Genomic DNA, 24,175 nt, shown 5'->3' on the forward strand with positions numbered 1-24,175 from the left:
GCCAGTTTTTTGCCCGGAGGTTGACCGATGCCCAGACGGTTTCTGCTTGCCCTGATCCTGCCCGCGGTGCTGCTGGTGACCGGCTGCTGGTTCGGCAGCGAGCCTGAGGAGGTCCGCTTGTCGGGCCAGACAATGGGCACCACCTACAGCGTGATCGCCATCGGCGTGGATCTGGACCAGGAGGCGCTGGCGGCGGAGGTGGACGCCACCCTGGCGGCGGTTAATGCCAAGATGTCGAACTGGGATCCAGCCTCGGAGGTCTCCACCTTTTCCGCCGCGCGCAGCACCGCGCCGGTGCGGGTGTCGCCGGAGTTTGCGCACGTGCTGGCCGCGGCCAACGACGTGCATGAGAAGACCGGCGGCAAGTTCGACGTGACCCTGGGCCCGCTGATCGAGCTGTGGGGGTTCGGCCCGCGCAAGCCGGAGGACCCGGTGCCGTCGGATGCGGCTATTGCTGAAGCGCTGGAGGGAGTCGGGCAGGCGCGGCTACTGACGCTGGATCAAGAGGCTGGCACCCTGAAGAAATCCGCGCCGGAGACCGGCATCAACCTGTCCGCCATCGCCAAGGGCTATGGCGTCGATGCGGTGGCGAAGACGCTGCAGGGCTTTGGGGTTGAGAACTATATGGTGGAGATCGGCGGCGATCTGGTGACCAAGGGGCAAAACGCCAAGGGCGAGGCCTGGCGCATCGGCATCGAGAAACCGGATGCGGCGGCGCAGACAGTGCAGCTGATCGTGCCCGTGAGCGACCTTGGGCTGGCGACCTCCGGCGATTACCGGAACTATTTCGAGCATGAGGGCCAGCGGTATTCCCACATCCTTGACCCCGTGGCGGGGCGGCCGGTGACGCACCGTACCGCCTCGGTCACGGTGATTGCGGAGAACGCGATGCTGGCGGATGCCTGGGCGACCGCGATGCTAGTTCTGGGCAGCGCGGAGGGGCTGAAGCTTGCCGAGCAGCATAAACTTGCCGTGTTTTTCATAGATCGGGACGTGCAAGCCGGCGAAGATGCCTATATGACGTCTGCCAGCAGCGCCTTCGAAGCGCTGACCGGAAACTGAGCCGCGTACTGAGCAATACTGCGAGGGACCCCTATGAGCACCTTTCTTTTGGCCTTTATCCTTCTGCTGATCGTGACCCTGGGCATGTCGCTGGGGGTGATGCTGATGGGCAAGAAGATCAAGGGCAGCTGCGGGGGCTTGAACGCGATTTCCGGGGCCGACAAATGCGTCGTCTGCTCCAAGGACATCGACCCCGACAGCCCGCTGCGCGACAAGCTGCAGTGCAAGCGCGCCCGGCAGATGGTCGAGCAGATGCAGCAGGAACAAGCCTGAGGCCCGCGCTGCGGCACGGCGCGGACGACTTCCGCGCTGCGAAATGGGTGTGCGGGTCTGCGGCGCGCGGAGAACGGTTTTATCTTACTCAGTCTCAGGGTTTGACCCTGCCGCCGCCAAGGCCGCCGCTGCGCTGGCCGGGCTTTGATCCGGCGCCCAGCCCTTGCCCAATGCGATCTGCAGGCGGGACCAGGCCAGCGCCAGGTCGCGCCGGGCTGCGATCAGGTTCAGCTCATTGTCGCGCAGCGCCTCTTCGGTGTTCAAGAGATCGAACAGGGTGATTTCATTGGCCCGGAAGGTCTCGCGTGCAAGATCGGCAACCTTGGTGCCAAGATTGACTGCCCGCGCCTGTGCAGCTGTGCGCTGGCGGGCAGACTTCAGCGCGCTTTGCTGCGCCTGCACCTCTTCTACTGCGCCGCGCACTGCCGCGCGGTAATCGTATTCGGTGGCCTTGGCCTCGGCGATGGCGCGTTCGTGAAAGGCGCGCAGAACCGGGCGGTTGAACAGCGGCAACCGCAGCGACGGGCCGATCTGGTAAAGATCTGGCAAGCCGCGGAACGCCTCGATGGAGCCGGTCACCTCCAGCGACGGATACAGCTCAGCGTCGGTGACACCGATATCGGCGGTGGCGCTGCGCAGCTGGGCCTCGGCCAGCAGCACATCGGGGCGGTTGCGCAGCAGGCTGGCAGGCACCCCCAGTTCGGGCTGGGTCGATGGATAGGGCTGGCCGGAACCGCGCTGCATCATCGCAAAGACCTCGGATGCGTCGCGGTCCAGCAGTGTCGCGAGGGCAAAGACCGCGGCCTCATAGCCGGAGATGAAGCCCGGCAGATCCGCCTTGGCGCTGGCGACCTGCAGTTTGGTGCGCTCCAGATCCAGCGCCAGGACCGCGCGGGCGGCCTTCAGCTCCTCCACCGTGGCCAGGATCTGCTGGCGCAGCTGGATCGTCTTGCGGGTGACCGCTGCGCCGCGCTGAAAGAACCGCGCCTCGATATAGGTGCGGGTAATCGCGTCGACGATCGCCAGCCGGGTGGTGGCCATCTGGTAGAATTGCGCGTCGCGTTCAGCAACGGCCCGTTCTGAGCGGCGCTGGAAGCCGCCGAACAGGTCGAACACATACGTGGCGCCGATCTCGGCGGAATCGAGGCTGGTTGAGCCGTCCTGCGATTCCCGGCGCGAGAAGATCGAGCTGCCTTCCAGATCGCCGCGCACCTGTTCCGGGCGGCCGCTGGCGCGGCGCACGGCCTCGGCGGCCTTCAGGCGCTGGCGGGCAGACTTTATGTTCAGGTTCTGCGCCAGCCCTGCCGCCACCAGCCGGTCCAGGGTGGCATCGTTCAGTCCCTGCCACCATGTCTCTGCCGCGCCCTGCGCGGTGGCATAGGTGCGGGTCTGGTAGTAGCTGGCCGGCACCGCGAAGGCGGGACGCTGGTAATCCCGGCCCGCGACGGTGCAGCTGCACAGGAGAGTTCCGGCCAGCAGCACGGAACGGGCTGTCCAATTGGATCTGCTCATGGCTTGCCTCTGGGCGCCCTGTCTGATGCGGGCATTACCGGAATCTTAGTCAGCCCCTGCTTGCGCAGGGAACACCTTCGTGCCGCAAATGGGGAGATTGCAGGGTACTGATGCGCGCGGCCCACAGGGCGGCAGCTGCGGAAAACCGGGCCATTCTGCCGGTTTTGACCCCTCCGGCAGGGCAAGGGCGGGTCATTCTGCCAGCCCTGTGAGCAACGCTCTGCTGGACATAAGGAGACGGCCAGCCAGCTTGCACCTGTGCTTGACGCAGGCAGAGGGCCCGTCCACTGTTTGCCAGGGCGCGGGCCGGCCTCCAGCCAAAGCGCCCCGCCAGCGGCCCTTCCGGACAGCTGAACCGCAACCGCGACGTGAAAGTGAGAACAACCTGATGGACCTGCAAAAATTCTATATCGGCGGCGACTGGGTGACGCCGCATGCGACCCGGGAATTCCCGGTTCTGAACCCGGCAACAGAGGAGCAGATCGGCACGATCATCCTCGGCGGAGATATGGATGTGGATGCTGCGGTGGCCGCGGCCAAGGGCGCCTTCGGCAGTTACTCCCGGACCACGCGGGAGGAGCGGATTGCGCTGCTGGAGCGGCTGCTGGAGATCAGCATAGAGCGGCGCGAAGTGCTGGCGCAGGCGATGCGCGCCGAGATGGGCGCGCCGATTTCCATGGCGCGCGACGCGCAGGCCGATTCGGGGATCGGCCATCTGGAAGCCATCCTGGAGGCGCTGAAAGCCCAGGAGCTGCGCGAGACGCTGCCGAACGGCGACACCCTGGTGCGCGAGCCGATCGGCGTCTGCGGCCTGATCACGCCGTGGAACTGGCCGGTGAACCAGATCGCGCTCAAGGTGCTGCCGGCGCTGGCCACCGGCTGCACCTGCGTGCTGAAACCGTCGGAGCACACGCCGATGTCGGCCGCCGTCTATGCCCAGATGATCCATGATGCGGGCTATCCGGCGGGCGTGTTCAACCTGATCCACGGCGACGGGCCAACCGTCGGCGCCGGCCTGTCGCGGCATCCTGACGTGGACATGATGTCCTTCACCGGCTCGACCCGGGCGGGCATCGCAGTCTCTAAGGACGCCGCCGACACCGTCAAGAGGGTAACGCTGGAGCTGGGCGGCAAGTCCCCGAACCTGGTGTTTGCCGATGCCGACCTGGAGGAGAAGGTCACCGCCTCGGTGCTGGAGTGCATGTACAATACTGGCCAGAGCTGCGACGCGCCGACCCGGATGCTGGTGGAGCAAAGCTGCTATGACCAGGTGCTGGAGATCGCCAGGGCGGCGGCAGAGGGCCAGGCGGTGGGCGACCCGGAGGAGGAGGGCGATCACATCGGCCCGATGTTCGATCGGATCCAGTTCGACCGGGTGCAGAGCATGATCCAGACCGGCATAGACGAAGGCGCCACCCTGCTGGCGGGCGGCCCTGGCAGGCCCGAGGGTCTGGACAAGGGCTGGTATGTGCGCCCCACTGTCTTTGCCGATGTGACCAACGATATGGCCATCGCAAGGCAAGAGATCTTTGGCCCGGTGCTGGTGATTATCCCGTTTGAGGACGAGGAAGACGCCATCCGCATCGCTAATGACACGCCTTACGGTCTGGCGGCCTATCTGCAGACCGGCGATCCGGAGCGGGCTGAGCGGGTGGCCGCCCGGTTGCGTGCTGGCGCAGTGCACATCAACGGCGGCGGCTTCAACTACGGCTCTCCCTTCGGCGGCTACAAGCAGTCCGGCAATGGCCGCGAAGGCGGCATGCTGGGGCTGGAGGACTACCAGGAAGTCAAAACCCTGCACTTCGGCTGAGGCGCGCCGGGGCTCATCTTTCCGGAAATACTCCGGGGAGCGCGAGGGGCTGGCCCCTCGCACTTTCGCTCTTAAGGCTCGCCGGCGCCGATTTCCTCCCGCCGCCGCGCCGCGTAGGCGTCCAGCTCCTCGCGGATGGCGGGGTCCATCGCCGGTTCCTCGTAATCGCGCAGCGCCTGCTGCCAGAGCCCGGTGGCACGCTGCAGCGCGTCCTTTGCGCCTGCGGCTTCCCAGTTCTCATAGTTCTGCCAGTCCGACAGCATCGGCCGGTAAAACGCGCTCTCATAGCGCGCCATCGTGTGTTCGGCGCCAAAGAAATGGCCGCCGCTGGGCACCGACTGGATGGCGTCAAAGCCCAGCTCGTCCGCATCGAATTTCATCGGCTTCAGGAATTCGATCATGTTCTGGATGATCTCCACATCCAGGATGAACTTCTCATAAGACGCCGTCAGGCCGCCCTCCAGCCATCCGGCCGCGTGATAGACGGTATTGGCGCCGCCCAGCACCGCGCCCCAGGTCGCCATCATGGTTTCATAAGCCGCCTGCAGGTCCACTGCATTGGAGGCATTGGCGTTGGAGGTCCGGTAGGGGATGCCATAGCGCCGCGCCAGCTGGCCGCCGGCGATATTGGCCTTGGCATTTTCCGGCGTGCCGAATGCGGGCGCACCGCTGCGCATATCCACGTTCGAGGTGAAGGAGCCATACATCACCGGCGTGCCAGGGGTCACAAGCTGGGTCAGCACCACCCCGAACAGCGCTTCGGCGTTCTGCTGGGCCAGTGCCGCCGGCAGGGTGACCGGGGTCATTGCGCCCATCAGGGTGAAGGGTGTCACCGTCACCGGCTGGCCGTATTCGGCCATGGCGATCAGCCCGTCGCCCATCGCATCGTCAAACAGCCGCGGCGAGTTCACTGAGATGATGGTGATCACGCCGGGGTCGCCCTTCAGCTGCTCCGGCGCCTGGCCGCGGGAAATGGCCATCATGTTTATTCCGTCCAGCGCCCGGCCGCGGCCGATGGCAGAGCAGTGGAAGGACAGATCCGAATAGGTCAGGTTGGCCAGATAGGTGTCCAGATGGCGGTTGTTGGCAGGCAGTTCCAGCGGCGCGGTGACCTGGTTGCCGATCAGGTGGATGGCGTTGAAATGATGCGCCAGCTTGATGAAGTTCTGGTAGTCGGTGAGGTTGCCCTGCCGCCGCCCGTTGACGCAGTCATGGACATTGGGCGGCCCGGCCACCAGTCCGAAGGTCACGTTGTCGCCGCCCAGGGTGATCCGCTTTGCGCGGTTGCGGGCGGTCAGGGTGAACGTGCGCGGCACCGTTTCCAGCGCCGCGGCAACGATGCTTTCGTCGATGCGGATGGTCTTGTTATCACGGTCGACGATGGCGCCCGCAGCTTCGAAAATCTCCATCACGTTTTCGCCCATCACCCGGATGCCCGCTTCCGACAGGATCCGCATCGAGGTGGCGTGCAGCTGGTCCATCTGCTCCGGGTTCAAGAGCTCAAACGGAGGGCAGGTGTTCTTCACCTGGCTCCAGGGCAGTTGCTCGATACTGCCGCCGGAGCGGGAGGATTTGCCGCGGCGTCCGCCGCTGCGCCTTTCGCGTGCCATGTCATCTGTCTTTCTGTTCAGGGTGCGGGCGCGTCATAGATCAGACGGCCCAGATCGGAGAATTTGCTGTCTGCGCGGGTGAACCCCAGCACCGCATCGCGGATTGCGCCGGCGCGGGCCTCGCCCAGCACGGGGGCGGCGAATTCCATGAATTTGCGCACCACGTCTTCCTGAGAAAACGGCGCCTCGGGGCCGCCGCGGGCGTGGACATCGCCGGACTCGATCACCCGCCCGTCGGTCAGGGTGACCACAACATCGGCCACCCTGCAGGCGGGGAAGCGGACCGAATGGCGCGCGGCCTCCGCGACCGAGATCCGCTCGTGGATCGAGGCCACAAGCGGGTCCGCCAGGCCCTCGCCCGAGATATGCTCCACCCCGATCCGGCCATAGGCCGCCTGCACCGCCACCGCAAAGCCCAGCGAATACTGCGCCTGGCTGGTGGTCGCAGGGATACCCGGGTAGAGGCAGGCGCTTTCGTAGAAGGTGTTGATGCGGATCCGGGCAAGCTGCTCATGGGTCAGGCCGTGCTCCAGCATCACCTGCCGCAGAGCGTCGATCGGGGCGTGGGCCCAGCGGCAGATCGGGTAGGGCTTCACGTATTGGTGTTCCATCTGCCAGAAGCTGCCGAGATCCTCCCAGTGTCCCGCCACCCGGTCTTCCTCAAGCGTGATCGCCGGGGCGCCGGTAAAGCCTTTCTCCGCCAGAACCGCAGCCGACATCCCGGCCATCGCGCCCCAGCCGGAGCCGTCATGCAGCATCGAGGGGCTGGCGATCTCGCGCATCATCTGGCTGCGGGGGCCGTGGAATTCGGCGATCCCCAGCGCCTCGCGCAGCTGGGCGCGGGACAGGCCGCGCATCCGGGCCGCAATTGCCGCCACCCCCAGCGCGTTCCAGGCGCCGGAGGTGTGGTAATCGCTGACGGTGGCGTGCAGTGACAGGGCCGCGCGGCCTGCCAGTTCATACCCCAGTGTTGTGATGGCCAGCGCCTCGGGGCCCGAAAAGTCCGGCACGGTTTCCGCCAGCGCCGCGATGGCCGGGATCACCACCACGCCGATATGGCCCTTGGTCGGAGCATAGCCGTCGTGGCCGTCCAGGTTGTCGGTGGCGGTTGCAGCGGCATAGGCGGCCCCTGCAACGCTCACCTTGCGGCCGTCGAACATCACGCGCGCCGCCAATCCCTGCGCGCCGCAGCCGTAAAGCGCCACGGCGGTTTCGCGGGCGATGCGGCCGGCCTCCATCGGGGTGGCGCCGATGGTGATGCCCAGGGTGTCGAGAAACATCAGCGATGCCGCCTCGCGGGTGGTGTCCGGCAGGGCGGCGGCGGTGAAGCCGAAGGTGAAGTCGGCGGCGCGGTCGAAGGTGGCGGTCATGGCGGAACTCTTGCAGGGGCGGTTTCGGCGTCAGGCTAGGGTGTCCGGGGGCCGGTGACCCGCAAATAAACCGGGGCCATAGGGGTGGGATATTTCGTGAAATGCGTGCTAGACGTCGTTTTCAGACCAGTCCGGGCCGCTAACCCTTGGGAATTGCGGCGCCTTTCAATGCATGTGAACATGGCCCCGAAACCGCCAGCGGACCGCCTTATGAAGAATCTCCCCCACCTGACTTTCCTGCGTTCGTTCGAGGCCGCCGCGCGTTATCTCAGCTTTACCTCAGCGGCGGATGAGCTGAACTGCACCCAGTCTGCTGTCTCAAACCATGTGCGCAGCCTGGAGGAGTTCATCGGGCGACCGCTGTTCGTGCGCCACCCGCGGTCCCTGTCGCTGACGGATGTGGGGGAGGCCTATCTGCCCTCGGTCCGCCACGCGCTGCAGGAGATTGATTCAGCAACGCAGCTGCTGATTTCGCAAAGCCATAAGCGGGAGGTGGTGATTTCCTGCCCGGTCAGCCTGGCGGAGAAATGGCTGATCAATGTGGTGGAGGATTTCACCAAAGCGCATCCGGACATCGATCTGACCATTCACAGCACCATTTGGGTGGATGTGGAGACCAACGTCTCCGACATCTCGATCACCATCAACCACGTCGATGATGTGATGGGACCGGCGGTGAAGCTTTGGGACGAGAAGCTGGCGCTGGTCTGCGCGCCGGAGTACCGGGTCGGCGGCGCGGCGCTGACCCGGCCGGAACAGCTGGCGGAGGCCAAGCTGATCCACATCCTGGGCCGCCCGGTCTATTGGGAGAAGATCGCCAGGCACTTCGGGCTGACCGGGATTGAGCATAAGGGCGGGCTGCAGACCAACTCCTCCAACATGGGGCTGGAATTTGCGGTCAACGCGCTGGGGTGCGTGGTGCTGCCAAAATCGCTGGTGCGCCAGCAGGTGGCCAGCGGTCGGCTGGTTGAGCCGTTCGCGTTCGACCTCGACTGCCCCTGGACCTATTTCGCCACCTTCAAGGACAAGGCGGCGACGCCCTCGGTCAAGCATTTCAAGACCTGGCTGCTGAAGGCTGCGGCGGAGATGGAGCTGTAAGGCCGGACCGCTCTCTGCCACGGGCATTGAAAGCCGGCGGTTGTTGGCGTATATACGGGTATATATACATGAGGCCTGCCAATGATTGAGACCAAGATCAGGAAAGTCGGAAACTCCGCTGTCATCACGCTGACGACGGAGATGCTGACAATGCTGGACGCCAAGGAAGGCGATACGCTGTTTGTGGTGCGCGGCGATGATGGCAGCCTTAGGGTTATGGCGCATGACCCCTCGGTGGCGGAGGCGCTGGCGGCGGCGGAGATCGTGATGGATGAGAACCGCGATCTGCTTCAGGCGCTTGCGTGAGCACTTATATATGGGTGCCGCTGGCGGCGGTGACTGTCATTCATGACCGGCAGATTGCCCGCCACGGCGGGGCGGCGGGGATGCGTGACAGGGCATTGCTGGAAATGGGTTGCGCGCGGGCGATGAACCTTGCGGCCTATTCGGATGCGGGTGTGGCGGAGGTCGCCGCGGCTTATGCGTTTGGCATTGCCAAGGCGCATGCCTTTGTCGATGGCAACAAGCGCACGGCGTTTGTGACCGCCGTTACCTTTCTGCGCCTGAACGGATACCAGTTCCGCCCGGACCCGGTGGAGGGCGTGCGCATGATGGAGGACCTCGCCACCGGTGAGGTGGGCGAGGGGGCATTTGCGGAGTGGCTGACGGCTGGGATGCAACCGATCTAGCTCTGCCTTACAGGTAAGTTCCGCCCGGACGAAGGCCGGGCAGCGCCCGACCCTCCCCACGGGAGGGCGCTTTCGCACCCACCCAGGGTCGGGCGCTGCCCTTGGTGTTTCAGTCCGGCCATGCCGTTTGGTCAGGCCCGCAGACGCGCGCCGGAGGGGTCGAAAGCTGCCGCTTCCAGAATGCGCGCCTTGTGCGGCTTGCCCAGGATGAAGACCTCAACCTCATCGCCCGGCTTGGCAACTGCCGGGTTGGCATATCCCAGCGCCAGCGACTTGCCGACGGAATAGCCATAGGCGCCGGAGGTGACCCGGCCCACCGGCTTGCCTTCGGGGGTGAAGATGGGCTCGCCGCCCGAGGCATCGGCATCATTCACCGCGTCGATCTCAAAGGCAGACAGCATCTCGCGCGGGGCGTTGTCCTTGACCCTGAGATAGGCGTCTTTGTTGAGGAAATCCTTGTCCAGCTTGATGAGACCAGCGAGGCCCACCTCCTGCGGCCAGTATTCCTGGCTGTATTCGCGGCCCCAGGAGCCATAGCCTTTTTCGATCCGCAGGGAGCCGAGAGCACGGCCGCCCACCGGGCCGCCGTCGAATTCTGCGGCGGCTGCCAGCAGGGCGGAGTACAGTTTGACCTGGTCCTCTTCGGCGCAATGCAGTTCCCAGCCCAGATCGCCGGTGAAGGAGACGCGGATCGCCAGGCATTCGACGCCAGCCACGTCGATGGTTCGGGAGCGCATGAAGCGGAAGGCCTCGTTCGACAGATCCGCATTGGTCATCCGCTGCAGCATCTCGCGCGATTTCGGACCGGCGACGTTGAAGCCCGCGATGCGGTTGGTGGCGACTTCAAAGGTGGTGCCTTCCGGCAGTTCCACCATGTTGAAGAACCGCTGGTGATAGCGTTCCGCCATGCCGGAGCCGACCATCATGTACTCGTCATCCGCCACCTTGGTGATGGTGAAATCGCCGGCCACCCCGCCGCGGACCGAGATCAGCGGAGTGAGGCAGGAGCGGCCCACCTCGGTTGGCACCTTGTTGGCGACCAGCTTGTCCAGCCAATCAAACGCGCCGGGCCCCTTGATTACGTAGTTGGCGAAGTTCGAGATGTCGATCACACCGACGTTTTCGCGCAGCATGTTTACTTCGCGGCCCACCGTCTCCCACCAGTTTTGGCGGGTGAAGCTGTTGGTGTCCTGGGTGCCGGGCGTGCCGGAGAACCACAGGGGATGTTCCCAGCCGCAGTTGAGGCCGAAGACGCAGCCCATTTCCTTTTGCAGCTCATATGCGGGGCGCACACGAGCCGGGCGGCCGGCGCTGCGTTCCTCGTTCGGGAAGTGGATGGCGAAGCGGTGCGCGTACTGGTCTTCGACGCGGGCCTTTGTGAATGTCTTGTCGGCCCAGTCGCCGAACCGCGCCAGATCCCAGGCGAACATATCGTATTGCGGCTCACCCTCGATCATCCACTGCGCCGCCAGCAGGCCGAGGCCGCCGGACTGCGAGAAGCCGGGGATGATGCCGGTGCAGCAGAAGTAGTTCTTCAGCTCCGGCACCGGACCCCAGATGGCGTTGGAGTCGGGCGACCAGATCATCGGGCCGTTGATGACGCGTTTGACGCCAGCGGTTTCGGCGCAGGGAACACGCTCAGTCGCGCGGATCACGTTTTCCATGATCCGGTCCAGATCGTCGGGGAAAAGTTCATGGGCAAAGTCCAGCGGGGTGCCGTCCTCGGCCCAGAACCGCATGTCCTTTTCATAGGCGCCGATCAGGAAGCCGTTGCCCTCCTGGCGGAAGTAGTATTCGCCATCGCGGTCCGCGATTGACGGCAGGCGGCGGCCCAGGTTGGCGACCTCGTCGATGGACTCCGTCACGAAATACTGGTGCTCGGTCGGCTGCAAGGGCAGGGTGAGGCCCGCCATCGCCGCCACCTCGCGCCCCCAGAGGCCGCCTGCGTTCACCACCCACTGGGTATGGATGTCGCCCTTTTCGGTTTTCACGATCCAGGAACCGTCGGGCTGCTGTTCAGTGCCGATCACCGGGCAGAAGCGTTCGATCTGTGCCCCCATCGCGCGGGCGCCGGCCGCATAGGCCATTGTCACACCGGAAGGGTCAACGTTGCCGCCATCGGGTTCGAACATGATGCAGCGGATGTCGTCGAACTGCGCCAGCGGGTGCAGTTCCTTGGCCTGTTCGCGGCTGACCTCATGAAAGTTCAGGCCGTAGTACTTCGCCTTGGCCTCCTGCAGGCGCAGCTGGTGCTCGCGTTCTTCGGTCTTAGCCAGATAGAGGGACCCCGGCTGGAACACGCCGCAGCCCTGGCCGGTTTCCTTCTCCAGCTCCTTATAGAGGTTCATCGTGTAGTGCTGGATGCGGGTCACGTTGTTGTTGTCGTGTAGCCCGTGGATGTTGGCCGCCGCATGCCAGGTGGAGCCTGCGGTCAGCTCATCGCGTTCCAGCAGAACCACGTCTTTCCAGCCGAGTTTCGCCAGGTGGTAGAGGATCGAGCAGCCGACCAGCCCGCCGCCGATGACAACTGCCTGTGCATGGGTTTTCATGCGTCTTGTTCCCTTGCCTGCGTGCCTGGAACAGCGCGCCCTGCAGGCCGGGGCGGGCCGCCAATTCCTTCCGCGCGACCCTAGCGGCGGCGGAGCTGGATGACCCGTGAAGAATTCAGACCCAATGGCCCCGGATTCGATGGGTCATCCGGCGGCTGCCCGGTCATCTTTTTCATGACACCCAGGAATTTGTCGGACCTTTGGAAATCGATGCGGCGCTCAGTCCGCCATGATGACGAGGGCTTCCGCCTGCCTCCGGTTCTTCTCGACGGGCCGCCGGGGATGGGGCAAGAACATGCGGGCGCGTCAGCTACGTTCAGGTGTTTGGGAAGCGGATTGGTTCACGCCGCGCCGCTCAGGGGCCCTAGTTGTCTTGATCCAGTCATAAAGCGTTGGAGGAGACACATACTTCTGACCGCTTTTCAGGCTGGACGGGGGGAACAACGTCAAAACCTTTGGATCAAGCAAAAACAGAACCTTCGGTGTTTCTTGCTCGAATGCGGCCAATGAAATGTCCGTTAGACGTCCGCCTCACCGTCGCGCCGCGAATTGGATCGCGGATCGCGCCACGTTGTCAGGATCGAATTTGTGTACATTGTCTGAACCAACGGGTGCCTCGCAACGCTGTTCCGCACGTTCTCAACAACTTCCACATCCTTGGCTTCCACCAGCACCATCATGTCGATATCGGAGGATGAGATGCTCCACGCGCCCAGGATCTCGTCGTGCTTCTGCAAGTCAGCAAACAGCTGCCTGCAGTTAGGCGCGACCAGGCGGATATTGAAGAGTGCTCTGAAAGGTTGCGAGGTGAATTCTGCTTCCTGCGCGAGCTCTATCGTGAACCGTTTGATGATCTTCTTGTCAACCAGGCGGTCGATCGTCTCTTTGACCTTCTTGCGAGACGCACCAAGCTCTGAGGCAATGTCAGAGACTGAGGCCCGGCTGTTTTCGCTCAGGAGGCGAATGATCTTTCTCTGAAATCCATCCATAAGTCATACAGTTTTTGCGCAATTGACTGTGCCTAAGCCCAATCTGAAACGTCTTTTCCCAATAAGCGTCTTTCTGGGAACAGTCTGGGCGTTCATATCACACGCAAGCCTCGAACTGCCAGAGGTTATCCGCCCTGCGCGAGGCCCAAGCAAAGATATGAGAGACAGTTTATGACCACCAAGATTATCTACAGTCGGGTTGAAATTGACAGCGAATTCGATGCAACTACCTGGCAGAAAAAGATTTTCAACGAGCTGGCGACCAATTTCAGGTCTCGCTCCCGGCTCTTCCCCTGCACCTTTGGCGTCGCCGGTTTCGAAGCAGATCAGCTACGGTTTGCCTTTTCTGAAAACATGGACCCTGACGAAGTGTCTTCAGCCCTGAAGTGCTATCTGAAAGACGCCAAATCGTTCGGGAAGAATACCTCCCTGCTCGTCTTGTCGCGTCCGGGTCCGATCCAGAGCCTGGAGCATTACCGCGCGCGCTTCTGGTCAACCCTGGATGGTATTCACCAGACCGATGACACAGAGTGGCCCGAGAGCATTCCGACTGAGATCGACAGTGCGGGATGGGAGTGGTGTTTCGGCGGCGAACAAATCTTTGTGGTTTGCAACACGCCCGCGCATGTCAACCGGCAGTCACGGCGGTTTTCGAGCTTCATGCTGACGTTCCAGCCGCGGTGGGTTTTTAACGGTATTCTGGACACACGAGAGACCGCCGAGAAAGCCACCTCCAAAATCCGTTCCCGCATCTTGCAATACGACCTGATCAATCCGTCGGAGGATCTGGGCTTGTACGGCGACCCCGACAACCGGGAGTTCGCGCAGTATTTTCTAGATGACGAAAACCGCGCGGCCACGTGCCCGTTTCACAGCTTTACCAAGAAAAACCAAAATGAAGAGGAGAAGGTGGCATGATTTCATCACCTGGAAAATCTGTCGTCGTTCACTCAGCCGCTGCTGATTTGTCGGACTTCAGAGGGCTTGTTGAACGCTGCATGCCTGAACAGGGTTGCGTCGAAGTCCAGAATGACCAGTCAGACAAGGAGCATCCCTGGCACCAGCACGATACCGACGAGACCATTGTCGTGCTGAGCGGGCAGCTCCTGTTTTACTGGGAAGGCGGCGAAGCCGTTTGCAAGTCGGGGGATGTGATCGAGCTTCCGAAAGGGGTCAGGCACGGTTCGAAAGCAAGTTTCGGGGACGTGCAGTATCTGATTTCCTTTGCCAATGTGGATTTCGCAAGATGACAGATCTCAAAAAGACGCTGGGCCCGCTGAAAGGGGCGGGCCTGATGCTCAATATTGTCATTGGTGCAGGGCTTCTGAGTTTGCCGGGGCTTGCCTACCAGCAAGCCGCAGAGAACGCGATCTGGGTTTGGGCCTTGTGCGCTCTTGTGGCTCTGCCGCTTCTGTCTGTCTTTATCATAATGGGAGCAAGATTTCCGGATGCCGGAGGTGTGTCCGCCTTTGCGCAGAAGGCGTTTGGCAAATATGCATACCTAGCCAGCTCCTTTATCTTCCTTGGCGCGGTATCTTTCGGCCTGCCCGCTATCGCACTCACCGGCGGCCATTATCTGTCAGTTCTGGTCCCGGTGGATCCTGCAATTCTGGCAATAGCCTTGCTGCTGATCGCGACCGGAACACAACTTGCTTCACCGGAGGCGGCGTCAAGGATTTCGGCCATGGTTGCCTCTGCAATTCTGTTCTCGCTCCTGCTGATTGTTGCGGTTGGACTGTCCGGTATTTCACCTGAAATGCGTGAAGCCCGCGCCTTGACCGGTCCAACCATCGGATTTTCACAGCTGAGCGTCCCGTTCATGATGATCTTCTTCGCCTTCACGGGCTGGGAAGTCTCCGCAGGGACGTCCGAGGAGTTCAGAAACCCTAAGAGAGACTTCCCGCTGGCGATGGGCTTGTCGTTCCTTGCCGCTATGATGCTCTACTTCAGCATGGCTGTGATCGTCCATTTCACGCCGGTTGATAGCAATTACGAGGCTGCATTTTCTTCTATTATGCAGCGCCACCTTGGCGTCTGGGGCGGCAATTTGATGTCAGTTCTGGCTGTTGTCATAATCGTGGCCAACTTGATGGGGGCGATCTGGGCCGTTTCGCGGATGCTGTTGTCGCTTTCCAGGGAAAGTGTCGTCCCGCTGGACCTTTCCGCCGACGAAACCGGTCGCCCGCTGAAGGCAGTGTTTCTGGTCGTGGCGGTTCTGCTGGCCGTGCTCTGCCTGGATCTTTTCAACATCCTGGCGATTGAAGATATGCTGTCTTTGGCCGGTCAGAATTTCATCATCCTCTTCGCGGTCGCGGCTGCCAGCTTGATGACGCTGACGTCAAGCCTGTTTGAAAAACTGGTGGCGTTTATCGCGGTGGGTACTGTCGGTGTGCTGCTGGCACAGCAGGACGCAGCACTGTTGTACCCGGTGCTTTTGTCCGTTGCCGCAGGGGTCCTTTGGGCAGTCCAGAACAGGATGAATAAGACGAACATTCGAAACAGCCCGCGCAGTACGAGCTGAAGGAAAACACCTGGAAGTCTTCCTGAAGTGACGTTCTCCGTCACTAACTGGACCCGGCTGGTAATGCCGGGTCTTTTTTCTTTCCGGGCTTTTGGATACCTAGTCGGACGGCTGAGCCGGATGCTCCGCCGGCAGCCAAGACCTCACCGCGAAAACGGGCTCTGGAAAATCCCGTTGCGGCCCCGGATCGCGTTCGCACGGTTCATGGAGCAATCGGCGCAAATCGCGCCCGCCCGGGTCTGGATCAGATCATTTCCGCTGGCAGGAAGGGCGGCACGCTGGTTGCACCGGAACCAGACCGGCTGGCGGGATCGGTCCCGGATGCCGGTGCCATTGCCGGCCAGCTTCAGAAAAAGGAGGGAAGTTCGCCTCTGGTGTTTCCATCAGCGGGCCTTTTTGCGCGGGGCGGCTTTGTCTCAGCATTGGCAAAAACTGATGCTATCCCCGTTTTGCAACAGGGATAGCGCGGCAGGACAGAACCTGCTTGGGGAGGAACGGGTTTCAGCTGGCCGCGCGCAGTCCGCGGTCTAGGGAAACGCTACGCAGCATGGTGGAGAAGCGTTTGTAGCTTTCAGGAGAGTAGCGAACAGCCAAGAAGATCATCAGAAGCGAGCCTGCCGCCATCCCCAGCCAGACGTTGCTGAGGTCCGACATCGCATCCCGGACGGCGCCGGCAAACAAGGGCACGAAGCTTGCCAGGATATAGCCGCCGCCCTGCACGAAAGAGGTGAAATTGCCTGCGGTGGTGGGATCATCAACGTGGTCGATGGCCACGATGATCGACAGCGGGAACAGGATGCCGATGCCGACACCCAGCAGCGCCATTGCCAGGAACGACATGTCAATCGGAGCGGTGTAGAGCACGCCAAACCCCAAGGCTGTCATGATCAGCGCGAAGACCAGCGGACCGCGGCGGTCCGGGAAATGGTGGATGAAGGCTGCCACGCCCAAGGCTGTGACGGCTTCGATCACCGTCAATGCAGACAACAGCAGGCCCGCAGCCCCTTGATCAAGCCCCTGTTCCAGATAGAACGGCGGAATCCAGGCCATGACGAGCATAAACGCCCCGGTGCCGACCCCGAAAAACAGCATCAGCGACCAGCAGCGTGCATTGCGCCAGAACTGCGGCGGCGTGGTGCCGGCAGCGGGGGCAGGCGCGGTGCGCTCACTATCGGCGTTGCGCGCGGCGATGACCCAAATCAGCGCTGCAAGAACCGCAGGCAGACTCCAGGCCGCCAGCGTGCCTTCCCAGTCCAGCGAAGACGCAAGCCCTGCAGCCGTGCCCGCTGCGATGGAGGCACCGGCCACGATCCCGGTGGAGTAGAGGCCGATCACCCGGCCGGTTGCAGCGCCGAAGTTGCGCTTGGCGAAGCCCGGCATCAGCGATTGCACAATGGCAATGCCGATCCCGGCCCCTGCGGCGGTGACAAGAAGGCCGGCACCTGTTGGCAGCCACAGGCGGGCTGCGCAGGCCAGGGTGATGATCAGCGCGCCCAGCGTGATGCCGCCGCGCTCCCCCAATGCCGCGCGCAACTGGCGCACGTAGATGGCGCCAATGCCCATCAGAAACACCGGGATCATGGTCAGGAAGCCGATGATAGTGGAGTTTACACCGGTTTCGCCCAGGATTTGCGACACTAGCGGGCCGATGGCGGCAACTGCAGGGCGCAGGTTCAATGAGATCAGGAATATTGCGAACAGCAGTAACGCTGGTGACGCTTTGGCTATGCGTGTGGTCATGGGATACCCTTTCAGGAGGTGGTATGCGGGGGTTAAGCCGCTGAATAATCGGGTGATTTGATCAATTCTTGCGGATGGTTTTGGATGTCTGGAACAAAGACGCTGCTGTGCCAGTCATCGGGCGCCACGGGACGCAATGCGATGGAAACCGCGTGCGGGGAGCAGCCAAAGGCCTGAGTGACCGACTGGGTGATGGCTTCGGAGAGTGTTGCGTGCTGTTCCACTGTCAGGGTGGCGGCAAAATGCTTAATGATGACATGGGGCATGGGATCAGGCCTCTTGCAGGTCACGGGTTTCAGGCTGGGCCGGCTGCCATGCTGGAACGTGGCAGCGGATTGCAGCGGCCAGCTCGGAAACACCGCCGGGTTGCAGAAGTTCGTAGTGGTCGGCAGCCAGCGCGTGGACCGGTGCCGGAGCGGCGAGAGTGCGTGTGGCCTCCTCCAGGAAGGAAAGATTGTCTCCCGCCGCCTTGAACAGGCGCACAGGCGCCGCCACCTGCCGTTCTTCGATTTGCAGCCCGTATTCGGGCGCATAGGTCTGTGCCACCAGCCGGGTGATGCGCAAGATCGTGCCCGGGTCCAGATCGGGCTTTTCAGCGGCGATGTACGCCACGAAGCCTTCCAGATCCGAGACCGTTTCAATAACCGGGGCCACGCGTTCTGGAGCGATGGTCTGGGAAAACACCGAATAGAGGATGGTCAGAAAGGACGCATCGCAGAACAGCGAAGCCTCATCCGCGCGCACCGGATCGCCGCCGGGCAGCTCCGGGGAGCCCGGCGCGATCAGGGTCAGCTCCGCCACCTCGCAGCCAGCCTGTTCCAGCTGATAGGCGGTCTCATAGGCCACCCGTGCTCCGAAGGAGTATCCCCAAAGCGTGTAGGGGCCTTCCGGTTGCGCCTCCCTGATCAGCTCGGCATCGCGCGCTGCCATTTCCTGGATTGAGCCGCAGACCTGCTCGCCGGGGTTCACGCCGGAGGCCTGAATGCCGATGACGGGACGGGGCGTGTCGAGCTCCCGCGCGAGGTGGCGCAGGTTCATCGGATAGCCGCCAAGCCCGGGCCAGCAGAACACCGGGATGCCGGCACCTTTCTTCAGCGGCACTGCGCGCGACAGGCTGGAGCCAGTGCCGCCGTCCGTCAAGCGGCGTGCCAGCGCTTCGATGGTCGTGTCCTCGAACAGCACCTGCACCGGCAGGCTGGTATCAAATGCGCGGTTGATGCCCTGCACCAGTTTGACGGCCTTCAGAGAGTCGCCGCCGATTTCAAAGAAATCATCCTGTACCGAGACGTCCTCAAGGCCGATTTGCGCGCACCAGATCTCTGCCAGAGTGGTTTCCGTATCGTTGCGGGGTTTAATGACCTCACGCTCGGCAGCGGCATCGTCGAACTCGGGGAATGCCTTGAGAGCATTCACATCCACTTTGCCCGAAGCGCTGTAGGGCATCGACGGTACCAGCGCCAGTTTGCTGGGCACCATGTAGTCGGGCAGCAGTGACTGCAGGTCGCGGCGTATCAGTTCAGCCGGGCCTTCCATATGCACGCTGTCTTCATGCATGCCTTCATGTGCAATCTGCTCGACGCTGACCTTGCCGAATACCGCGCTGTAGCAGGCGCCAGAGGCAAGCCCATGCTCGTTCAGGATCTCTTTGAGACGGGTGGCCGCGACGAGGTCGTTGCCGGACTTGGAACTGTAGCCGGAGGACATGGTGCCGATCCGGCAGCTGTTCTGCTGCACCCGCTGCAGGCTGCGGCCCAGGTCGATATAGGCGTGCCAGCGCTCTGCGTCCCGGCTGACCATCGAGATCATGCCGCTGGCGCGCTGATAGACACGCTGGTTGATCGCGATCACATGGCGCTGTTCCATGATATGGCGCGAGAACTGGTGCAGCCCGCCATCGCGATAGGCATAATGTCCCGGCGCCAGCCCGGAGATTTTGCTGCCATGGGCCTGGACGTAGAAACCCACCGGCAATTCGGTCCGCCGGTCTGCATGTGCAGTGACCGCATAGCCGGCAATATAGACGTGGCCCGGGCCGCAGTGCAGATGGGGCAGCGCATCCGGAACGTCCGTGCCTGCGCCGATACCCAGGCCATGGGCCGGCAGGATGTGATCCATCAGGCCCAGGATATGGCCGGTCTCGAACTCCAGCACTTCACGGATGTTGTTCTTGTAGACCGGTTCGATCGCCGGAATCTTGCCCACAAAATGCAGCTGCATCACAGGTGTGTCTGAAGCCGGGCGCGGCGCGGTCAGAACCAGTTCGTGCCGGGCCGGGTGATAGTAGTAGTAGCCGGGTTCAAACCCTGCCACATTGGCCAGCTCCACATAGACTTGCGTTGCATTAAGCGCGCCGGGAGAGGCATAGGCGTGTTTCGGCAGCAGCCGTTCCGCGCTGGTGAACTGGCCAAGCCAGCGGAGCAGATATCCCAGATCCTGCGCACTGAGCTCTTCAAGCCCACCGGTGCCGGAGGCGGGCTGCTTCTGTTGCGAGAGCACCGAAAGGACATCCTCGGCCGAGACCTCTCCGCCCTCGTAGAAACGATAGGTCTTACGGGCAAAAGCAAGCCGCCGCTGAGCCGCGTCCGCGTCTTTGCCTGCAAGGGCATAGGTCTTGCGCCCTTCGATTTCGGCGTCCGTGCGCAACCCGGCGCCAGACAGCTGGGCCCGCACTTGCAAGCGGCTTTTTTTGCTGTGGTGGTGGGCGCCGGCATTGCCCTGATCCATCAGTGGCGCTTCGCGCGTGTTCAGTTCAATACCCGCAGCAAGCACCGGCTGGCCGGTGCGGGCATGGGGTTTGATGAACACGCCGGCAGCTTTGACCCAGTCGTGGTTCTCGATGGCCAAGCGGATTTCATCCAGTTCTATCCGGTAGCCCCGGAATTTGACCTGATTGTCGGCACGGCCCTGAAACTGCAAGCCGCCATCCGGATTGCGGCGCACCAGGTCTCCGGTTTTATAAAGCCGCAGCGGCAAACCGTCAGCCGGGCTGACCCAGGTGATGAAGCGCTCGGCCGTCAATTCGTCGCGGTTGTGGTAGCCATTGGCCAGCTGGCGGCCGCCAATATACAGCTCGCCCGAAGCGCCATCGGCAACCGGCTGCAGGTTTTCATCCAGTACCCAACAGCTGGTGTTCGCGGCGGGCTGGCCGATCGGGATCATTTCCGGGCCGTTTTCCAGCCCTGCCGGATCCACAGTCTGGGCGGTGGCATTAATCGTGCATTCGGTCGGGCCATAAAGGTTTACCAGCCGGCAACCGGGGCGGGCTTCGAAAATCCGGGTGGCCAGCTTGCGGGTCAAGGCCTCTCCGCCGCTGAACAGGCTGGTGAGAGTTGTGCAGGTTTCGAAATCCGGAAGGTCAACCAGTGCCTGCAGCAAGGTTGGCACCCCCTGCAGCATAGTAACCCCATGCTGTTTGATCTGTTCAATCAGAGCTTCCGGGTCACGGTAAACGCCGGGACGGCCCATCACGACCTGAACGCCGCAGCAGACTGCCAGCAGTTCCCATTGCGCGGCGTCAAAGCTGACCGGGGTTTTCTGCAGGATAACTTCACCCACCCGCAACTTCTGCTCGGTCTGCAGCCAGGTCAGCTGGTTGAGGATCGCAGCATGAGAAATGCCCACGCCCTTGGGCGCACCGGTGGTGCCGGAAGTATAGATCATATAGGCCAGATCGTCCTCCAGCAGGGCAGGGCCGCACAGGCAATCGCTGTCTTCCCGTCCAGGGACCGCATCCAGCGCATCCAAGGTGATCACGGTAACTCCCGGCAGGATCATCTCGGCCAGGCGGCCACGCAGCTTGTCCTGGGTGACAATCACATCAATACCCGCATCGCGGATCATATAGCTCAGCCGGTCCACTGGGTAATCGGTGCCCAGTGGCAGGTAGGCACCACCTGAGAACAGAATTCCCCAGAGGCCGGCCATCATCTCGGCGGAAGAGTCCGCGAACAGCCCCACCCGGCTTCCCGCGCCGACACCTGTGCGTTTCAGACGGGCGGCCAGGCGAGCGGCGTATTCGGCCAGATCGCTATAGCGCAGCGCGCTGGTATCGTCGCATACAGCGATTTCTTCACCGCGGCAGCGCACCTGCAGCATCAGCATATCTACCAGCGAGGTGCGTTCCGACGCAGTGCGCAGCAGCGCGCGGGTGATGTCGGTTTGCTGAGGCCGGTCGGTAACGGGTTTGGAAAGGAGCGAGTTGGGGGTGCTCATGGTATGTCCTGTCAAGTATTGGAATGGTCATTACAAAACTGGCGGCCACTCACCGCCGCGGCAGGCCGGCAGTGAGTAAGTTGCTATTCAGAAAAATGCCAGCAGCAGGTACGCCTGCTGCGGGATGAGTCAGTGGTTTTCGTAGAGAAAACCTCGGCCGGAAATCGGGTCGGTCACACCGCAGCTACGCAAGGCGTGCCAGTAGAGAACCGCATTATTAGACATTACCGGTTTTCCAATCCAGGTTTCCGCGGCGGCGGCAAAATCTGCCATGGGAACATTGGTTCCCACTTGGACAATGGCTTCCACATCCGGTCCGTCAACGTCCAGCACCGCGTCACGCAGGTTTGCCGGGGTAACGTCGGAGATGTTTGACGGCGTCCGTCCGCCAAGACCATGCATGGCCGCAACCTCGATCCCGCTATCGGTGAAGAACCGCGAAACCGGTTCATCGCCCAGCTCCAGATAAGGAGAAATCAGGCCAATTCTCCGGATACCGCCAAGCGCTTTTAGCGCTGCCAGGATTGCGTCTGCGCTCATGATGATCTTTGCACCGCCTGCTGCTTCCGCAAGGCGGCCATTCAAAGCCTCATGCGCAGAGTGGCCTTCCCAATATCCATCTGGAGATACCGCAACAATAATCGCCCCGGTGCCGCAATGGCGCAGGCTGCGTATGGCGTCCGGGGTGGAGCTGCGGATGTTTTCAATGACCCGATTGAAGCCCGCCTCATGGGTCAGGGAATCATCGTCGATGATCATCCTGCCGATGTGGTTTGTAACGCCAAGGGGACGCATGGCCTCCATCTCTGGCTGAGCCGAAGTGTTGGTCGATGGAATGGCGACACCGACGCGCAGCCGTTTTCCCAGAAAATTACTCATGATTAAATCCTGTAATTTTGAAATTTTCGATCAATGGCTTGGGGCGCAGCTGTGCTGCTAGGCAAGAAACGTTGCGGCCATATCGGCGCCGCCATGGCCTTGGTCCTGCACCCGCCTGTAGCGGTTCAGGCCTGCCTCGGCCAAATCCAGCTTCACCCCGGTCTCCAGTGCGGCCTCAACAATCAGAGCACTGTCCTTGACCGCATTATCGATGGTGAATGCCGGAGTGAAATCCCCCGATGCCATAGCCTGGGCTTTCAATTGAAAGAATGGGGTATCCAGTGGCCCGCCACGCACGGTGTCCGCCACCAGTTCCGGATCCAGTCCCAAGCTGCGAGCCAAGGCCAGGCTCTCTGCCGCTCCATGGGTCAGAGCGAAAACCCAGCTGTTCAGCGCCAGCTTCAGCCGGGTCGCCATTCCGGGGGCGGTGTCAAGCCAGCGTGTGGCTTTGCCAACAGCATCCAGTACCGGCTGCACAGCTTCCTTAGTGCTGTCCGGACCGGCAGCCAGCACTAGAAGCTGGCCGGCCTCTGCGGGTTGGCGGGTGCCAAGCACAGGTGCGTCGATCAGGGTGAGCCCTTTGCGGGCCGCCAACGTCTCCAGCCCGGACATGTCGGCCGGCCCGACTGTGCTCATTTGGAGCCAGCTGACGGGTGCCGCGGGGGCGCTGTCTGCGTCCGGCAACGCCGACATGACTTCTGCGATCGCGTTGGCGTCTTTAAGCATAGTCAAAATGACACTGGCATTCAGAACCGCCTCGGCAGGATCCGCCGCCGGGGTGATGCCCGGTGCGGCCAAGGCTGAAGCCTTGTCAGCGGAACGGTTCCATACGCTGACTTGGCAGCCGGCGGCAGCGATGTTGCGGGCCATCGGCGCCCCCATCAGCCCGGCTCCCAGAACTGCTACCCGCAGGGATGGGCAGGATGGCGGCAAAATAGTGTCAGTTGTCATGTTAAACCTCTGTTTTCCGGGTCCAAGAGACTGCTGTGGCGCCAAGCCCACTTGGGCGGCCGGCATCTGAAGCCGCTTATGGAACAATCATTCCATAACAGTCAACAACCAAAAGGAGATCTTCATGCTGATGTTACACCGTTTCGATGGAGGCTTCGACGATACTGTGCAGATAGGGTTTGCGGCTGGCCGCTGGGAGGCCCTTGCTGATGACTCTAAGGCCTTGTATTATCGCAACAAAGTAACGGGATAGCATTTTGCAGTCCCGATCAGGCGAAATTTCGCCGCTCTTTTGGCCGTGCTTCAGGAGGCGCAGCAACCCACTTTCCAACCGCTTGAAATGCTGTGCGACCAGCGCGCTGAGTTCAGGGTCCCGGCCGGAAATCTCCAGGCTGCTGTTGGCGGCGAAACAGCCAAAGCCCTCGTGGTCGCTCAACTCGTCGTCAACGATGGATAGCAGCAGTGACCGGAGGCTGCCGCGCACATCTGCGGTGCGGGAGATCTTCGCGACATTCTCAGTGGTTACCCGCCTGTATTCTTTAAGTGCAAGCGCAAAAAGCGTTTTCTTGCCCCCAAAGGAGTTATATATCGTGCTGCGGGACAGGCCGGTTGCTTCCACCAGATCATTCATGGAGGTCGCAGCATAGCCATTGCGCCAGAATGTGCGCATGATTGCGTCAACCACCGCGCCTTCATCAAATTCTCTAGGCCTCATAGTGCTCTCAACCGTTCTGTACCGAATGTTTCAGAACTATGCCAGAAGAGAGATCCATGCAACTATGTTGTGCAGGTGATCGAGCGCAGCAGTGGCGGACACATCAGCAACTCCTACCGGTACCCGATGCAACTGGATCTGGCTAAGTGCTGAAAAGGGTTCCGGCCTTTGATCCCAATGGGCTGGCATGCGCTG

At 62.2% G+C, this 24,175-nt stretch carries 20 protein-coding genes; 9 read left to right on the top strand and 11 right to left on the bottom strand.

What is annotated here, in order from left to right; translation table 11 throughout:
* The first annotated feature begins 27 nt into the window (after positions 1 to 27).
* A complete protein-coding gene (locus ACTRWG_RS05900) occupies positions 28 to 1,062 on the top strand; it encodes an FAD:protein FMN transferase (protein WP_027233907.1) in 1,035 nt (344 codons plus the stop codon).
* Positions 1,063 to 1,095: 33 nt separating this feature from the next.
* Positions 1,096 to 1,335, top strand: coding sequence for a (Na+)-NQR maturation NqrM (locus ACTRWG_RS05905; RefSeq protein ID WP_027233906.1), 240 nt, complete (start codon positions 1,096 to 1,098; stop codon positions 1,333 to 1,335).
* A gap of 84 nt (positions 1,336 to 1,419) precedes the next feature.
* On the opposite strand, the gene ACTRWG_RS05910 is transcribed toward ACTRWG_RS05905, so the two are convergent.
* On the bottom strand, positions 1,420 to 2,847 hold the full coding sequence (locus ACTRWG_RS05910; protein WP_036796809.1) for an efflux transporter outer membrane subunit: 1,428 nt from the start codon (positions 2,845 to 2,847) through the stop codon (positions 1,420 to 1,422).
* A gap of 388 nt (positions 2,848 to 3,235) precedes the next feature.
* Between ACTRWG_RS05910 and ACTRWG_RS05915 the strand changes: the two genes are divergently transcribed.
* Positions 3,236 to 4,657: an aldehyde dehydrogenase family protein gene (locus ACTRWG_RS05915; RefSeq protein WP_036796807.1), complete on the top strand. Its 1,422-nt coding sequence runs from the start codon at positions 3,236 to 3,238 to the stop codon at positions 4,655 to 4,657.
* Positions 4,658 to 4,728: 71 nt separating this feature from the next.
* On the opposite strand, the gene ACTRWG_RS05920 is transcribed toward ACTRWG_RS05915, so the two are convergent.
* The gene (locus ACTRWG_RS05920) at positions 4,729 to 6,267 is read right to left on the bottom strand and encodes a trimethylamine methyltransferase family protein (protein WP_027233904.1); all 1,539 of its coding nucleotides are present in this window, start codon (positions 6,265 to 6,267) and stop codon (positions 4,729 to 4,731) included.
* A gap of 17 nt (positions 6,268 to 6,284) precedes the next feature.
* Positions 6,285 to 7,637 (bottom strand): MmgE/PrpD family protein, encoded by a 1,353-nt coding sequence (locus tag ACTRWG_RS05925; protein ID WP_027233903.1) that lies wholly within the window; start codon positions 7,635 to 7,637, stop codon positions 6,285 to 6,287.
* Positions 7,638 to 7,847: 210 nt separating this feature from the next.
* Here ACTRWG_RS05925 and ACTRWG_RS05930 point away from each other — a divergent pair, with 210 nt between their 5' ends.
* The 3 genes from ACTRWG_RS05930 (at position 7,848) to ACTRWG_RS05940 (ending at position 9,424) form a co-directional block, all read left to right on the top strand.
* Positions 7,848 to 8,735, top strand: a complete 888-nt coding sequence (locus ACTRWG_RS05930) for a LysR substrate-binding domain-containing protein (RefSeq protein ID WP_462829097.1) — start codon at positions 7,848 to 7,850, stop codon at positions 8,733 to 8,735.
* An 81-nt stretch (positions 8,736 to 8,816) separates the two neighbouring features.
* Positions 8,817 to 9,041 (top strand): AbrB/MazE/SpoVT family DNA-binding domain-containing protein, encoded by a 225-nt coding sequence (locus ACTRWG_RS05935; protein WP_024092785.1) that lies wholly within the window; start codon positions 8,817 to 8,819, stop codon positions 9,039 to 9,041.
* A complete protein-coding gene (locus ACTRWG_RS05940; protein WP_259972993.1) occupies positions 9,038 to 9,424 on the top strand; it encodes a type II toxin-antitoxin system death-on-curing family toxin in 387 nt (128 codons plus the stop codon). The genes ACTRWG_RS05935 and ACTRWG_RS05940 overlap by 4 nt, the downstream gene beginning before the upstream one ends.
* A gap of 131 nt (positions 9,425 to 9,555) precedes the next feature.
* Here ACTRWG_RS05940 and ACTRWG_RS05945 read toward each other — a convergent pair whose 3' ends face one another.
* Both ACTRWG_RS05945 and ACTRWG_RS05950 read right to left on the bottom strand, forming a co-directional pair.
* Positions 9,556 to 11,973 (bottom strand): GcvT family protein, encoded by a 2,418-nt coding sequence (locus ACTRWG_RS05945; protein WP_462829098.1) that lies wholly within the window; start codon positions 11,971 to 11,973, stop codon positions 9,556 to 9,558.
* Between the two features lie 518 nt (positions 11,974 to 12,491).
* Positions 12,492 to 12,962, bottom strand: a complete 471-nt coding sequence (locus tag ACTRWG_RS05950; protein ID WP_051357652.1) for an Lrp/AsnC family transcriptional regulator — start codon at positions 12,960 to 12,962, stop codon at positions 12,492 to 12,494.
* A gap of 171 nt (positions 12,963 to 13,133) precedes the next feature.
* On the opposite strand from ACTRWG_RS05950, the gene ACTRWG_RS05955 reads away from it, so the two are divergent.
* The 3 genes from ACTRWG_RS05955 to ACTRWG_RS05965 are packed head-to-tail and all read left to right on the top strand — an operon-like array spanning position 13,134 to position 15,483.
* Entirely contained in the window at positions 13,134 to 13,880 is a 747-nt protein-coding gene (locus ACTRWG_RS05955; RefSeq protein ID WP_027233899.1) for a YqcI/YcgG family protein, read from the top strand.
* The gene (locus tag ACTRWG_RS05960) at positions 13,877 to 14,212 is read left to right on the top strand and encodes a cupin domain-containing protein (RefSeq protein WP_027233898.1); all 336 of its coding nucleotides are present in this window, start codon (positions 13,877 to 13,879) and stop codon (positions 14,210 to 14,212) included. Before ACTRWG_RS05955 ends, ACTRWG_RS05960 begins: the two co-directional genes overlap by 4 nt.
* Positions 14,209 to 15,483 (top strand): APC family permease, encoded by a 1,275-nt coding sequence (locus ACTRWG_RS05965; protein ID WP_027233897.1) that lies wholly within the window; start codon positions 14,209 to 14,211, stop codon positions 15,481 to 15,483. Before ACTRWG_RS05960 ends, ACTRWG_RS05965 begins: the two co-directional genes overlap by 4 nt.
* A gap of 501 nt (positions 15,484 to 15,984) precedes the next feature.
* Here ACTRWG_RS05965 and ACTRWG_RS05970 read toward each other — a convergent pair.
* The 6 genes from ACTRWG_RS05970 to ACTRWG_RS05995 all read right to left on the bottom strand — a co-directional run bounded on the left by ACTRWG_RS05970 (position 15,985) and on the right by ACTRWG_RS05995 (position 23,935).
* Positions 15,985 to 17,223 (bottom strand): MFS transporter, encoded by a 1,239-nt coding sequence (locus tag ACTRWG_RS05970; RefSeq protein WP_027233896.1) that lies wholly within the window; start codon positions 17,221 to 17,223, stop codon positions 15,985 to 15,987.
* Positions 17,224 to 17,255: 32 nt separating this feature from the next.
* Positions 17,256 to 17,489, bottom strand: a complete 234-nt coding sequence (locus tag ACTRWG_RS05975; RefSeq protein ID WP_027233895.1) for a tautomerase family protein — start codon at positions 17,487 to 17,489, stop codon at positions 17,256 to 17,258.
* Positions 17,490 to 17,493: 4 nt separating this feature from the next.
* A complete protein-coding gene (locus ACTRWG_RS05980; protein WP_462829099.1) occupies positions 17,494 to 21,435 on the bottom strand; it encodes a non-ribosomal peptide synthetase family protein in 3,942 nt (1,313 codons plus the stop codon).
* A 129-nt stretch (positions 21,436 to 21,564) separates the two neighbouring features.
* The gene (locus tag ACTRWG_RS05985) at positions 21,565 to 22,314 is read right to left on the bottom strand and encodes a maleate cis-trans isomerase family protein (protein WP_027233894.1); all 750 of its coding nucleotides are present in this window, start codon (positions 22,312 to 22,314) and stop codon (positions 21,565 to 21,567) included.
* A gap of 57 nt (positions 22,315 to 22,371) precedes the next feature.
* The gene (locus tag ACTRWG_RS05990) at positions 22,372 to 23,331 is read right to left on the bottom strand and encodes an NAD(P)-dependent oxidoreductase (protein ID WP_462829100.1); all 960 of its coding nucleotides are present in this window, start codon (positions 23,329 to 23,331) and stop codon (positions 22,372 to 22,374) included.
* 67 nt (positions 23,332 to 23,398) lie between these two features.
* A complete protein-coding gene (locus tag ACTRWG_RS05995) occupies positions 23,399 to 23,935 on the bottom strand; it encodes a TetR/AcrR family transcriptional regulator (protein ID WP_462829101.1) in 537 nt (178 codons plus the stop codon).
* Positions 23,936 to 24,175: the final 240 nt, after the last annotated feature.

The organism is Leisingera sp. G5_S3_59_S7, from assembly GCF_054968485.1.

Bases quoted from the DNA above. Each gene is read 5' to 3' on its own strand.
- ACTRWG_RS05995 (WP_462829101.1), bottom strand. From the start codon at position 23,935: ATGCGCACATTCTGGCGCAATGGCTATGCTGCGACCTCCATGAATGAT.
- ACTRWG_RS05970 (WP_027233896.1), bottom strand. From the start codon at position 17,223: ATGACCACACGCATAGCCAAAGCGTCACCAGCGTTACTGCTGTTCGCA.
- ACTRWG_RS05965 (WP_027233897.1), top strand. From the start codon at position 14,209: ATGACAGATCTCAAAAAGACGCTGGGCCCGCTGAAAGGGGCGGGCCTG.
- ACTRWG_RS05920 (WP_027233904.1), bottom strand. From the start codon at position 6,267: ATGGCACGCGAAAGGCGCAGCGGCGGACGCCGCGGCAAATCCTCCCGC.
- ACTRWG_RS05975 (WP_027233895.1), bottom strand. From the start codon at position 17,489: ATGCCCCATGTCATCATTAAGCATTTTGCCGCCACCCTGACAGTGGAA.
- ACTRWG_RS05905 (WP_027233906.1), top strand. From the start codon at position 1,096: ATGAGCACCTTTCTTTTGGCCTTTATCCTTCTGCTGATCGTGACCCTG.
- ACTRWG_RS05950 (WP_051357652.1), bottom strand. From the start codon at position 12,962: ATGGATGGATTTCAGAGAAAGATCATTCGCCTCCTGAGCGAAAACAGC.
- ACTRWG_RS05925 (WP_027233903.1), bottom strand. From the start codon at position 7,637: ATGACCGCCACCTTCGACCGCGCCGCCGACTTCACCTTCGGCTTCACC.
- ACTRWG_RS05990 (WP_462829100.1), bottom strand. From the start codon at position 23,331: ATGCCGGCCGCCCAAGTGGGCTTGGCGCCACAGCAGTCTCTTGGACCC.
- ACTRWG_RS05955 (WP_027233899.1), top strand. From the start codon at position 13,134: ATGACCACCAAGATTATCTACAGTCGGGTTGAAATTGACAGCGAATTC.
- ACTRWG_RS05980 (WP_462829099.1), bottom strand. From the start codon at position 21,435: ATGAGCACCCCCAACTCGCTCCTTTCCAAACCCGTTACCGACCGGCCT.
- ACTRWG_RS05910 (WP_036796809.1), bottom strand. From the start codon at position 2,847: ATGAGCAGATCCAATTGGACAGCCCGTTCCGTGCTGCTGGCCGGAACT.
- ACTRWG_RS05945 (WP_462829098.1), bottom strand. From the start codon at position 11,973: ATGAAAACCCATGCACAGGCAGTTGTCATCGGCGGCGGGCTGGTCGGC.
- ACTRWG_RS05900 (WP_027233907.1), top strand. From the start codon at position 28: ATGCCCAGACGGTTTCTGCTTGCCCTGATCCTGCCCGCGGTGCTGCTG.
- ACTRWG_RS05985 (WP_027233894.1), bottom strand. From the start codon at position 22,314: ATGAGTAATTTTCTGGGAAAACGGCTGCGCGTCGGTGTCGCCATTCCA.
- ACTRWG_RS05960 (WP_027233898.1), top strand. From the start codon at position 13,877: ATGATTTCATCACCTGGAAAATCTGTCGTCGTTCACTCAGCCGCTGCT.
- ACTRWG_RS05915 (WP_036796807.1), top strand. From the start codon at position 3,236: ATGGACCTGCAAAAATTCTATATCGGCGGCGACTGGGTGACGCCGCAT.
- ACTRWG_RS05930 (WP_462829097.1), top strand. From the start codon at position 7,848: ATGAAGAATCTCCCCCACCTGACTTTCCTGCGTTCGTTCGAGGCCGCC.
- ACTRWG_RS05935 (WP_024092785.1), top strand. From the start codon at position 8,817: ATGATTGAGACCAAGATCAGGAAAGTCGGAAACTCCGCTGTCATCACG.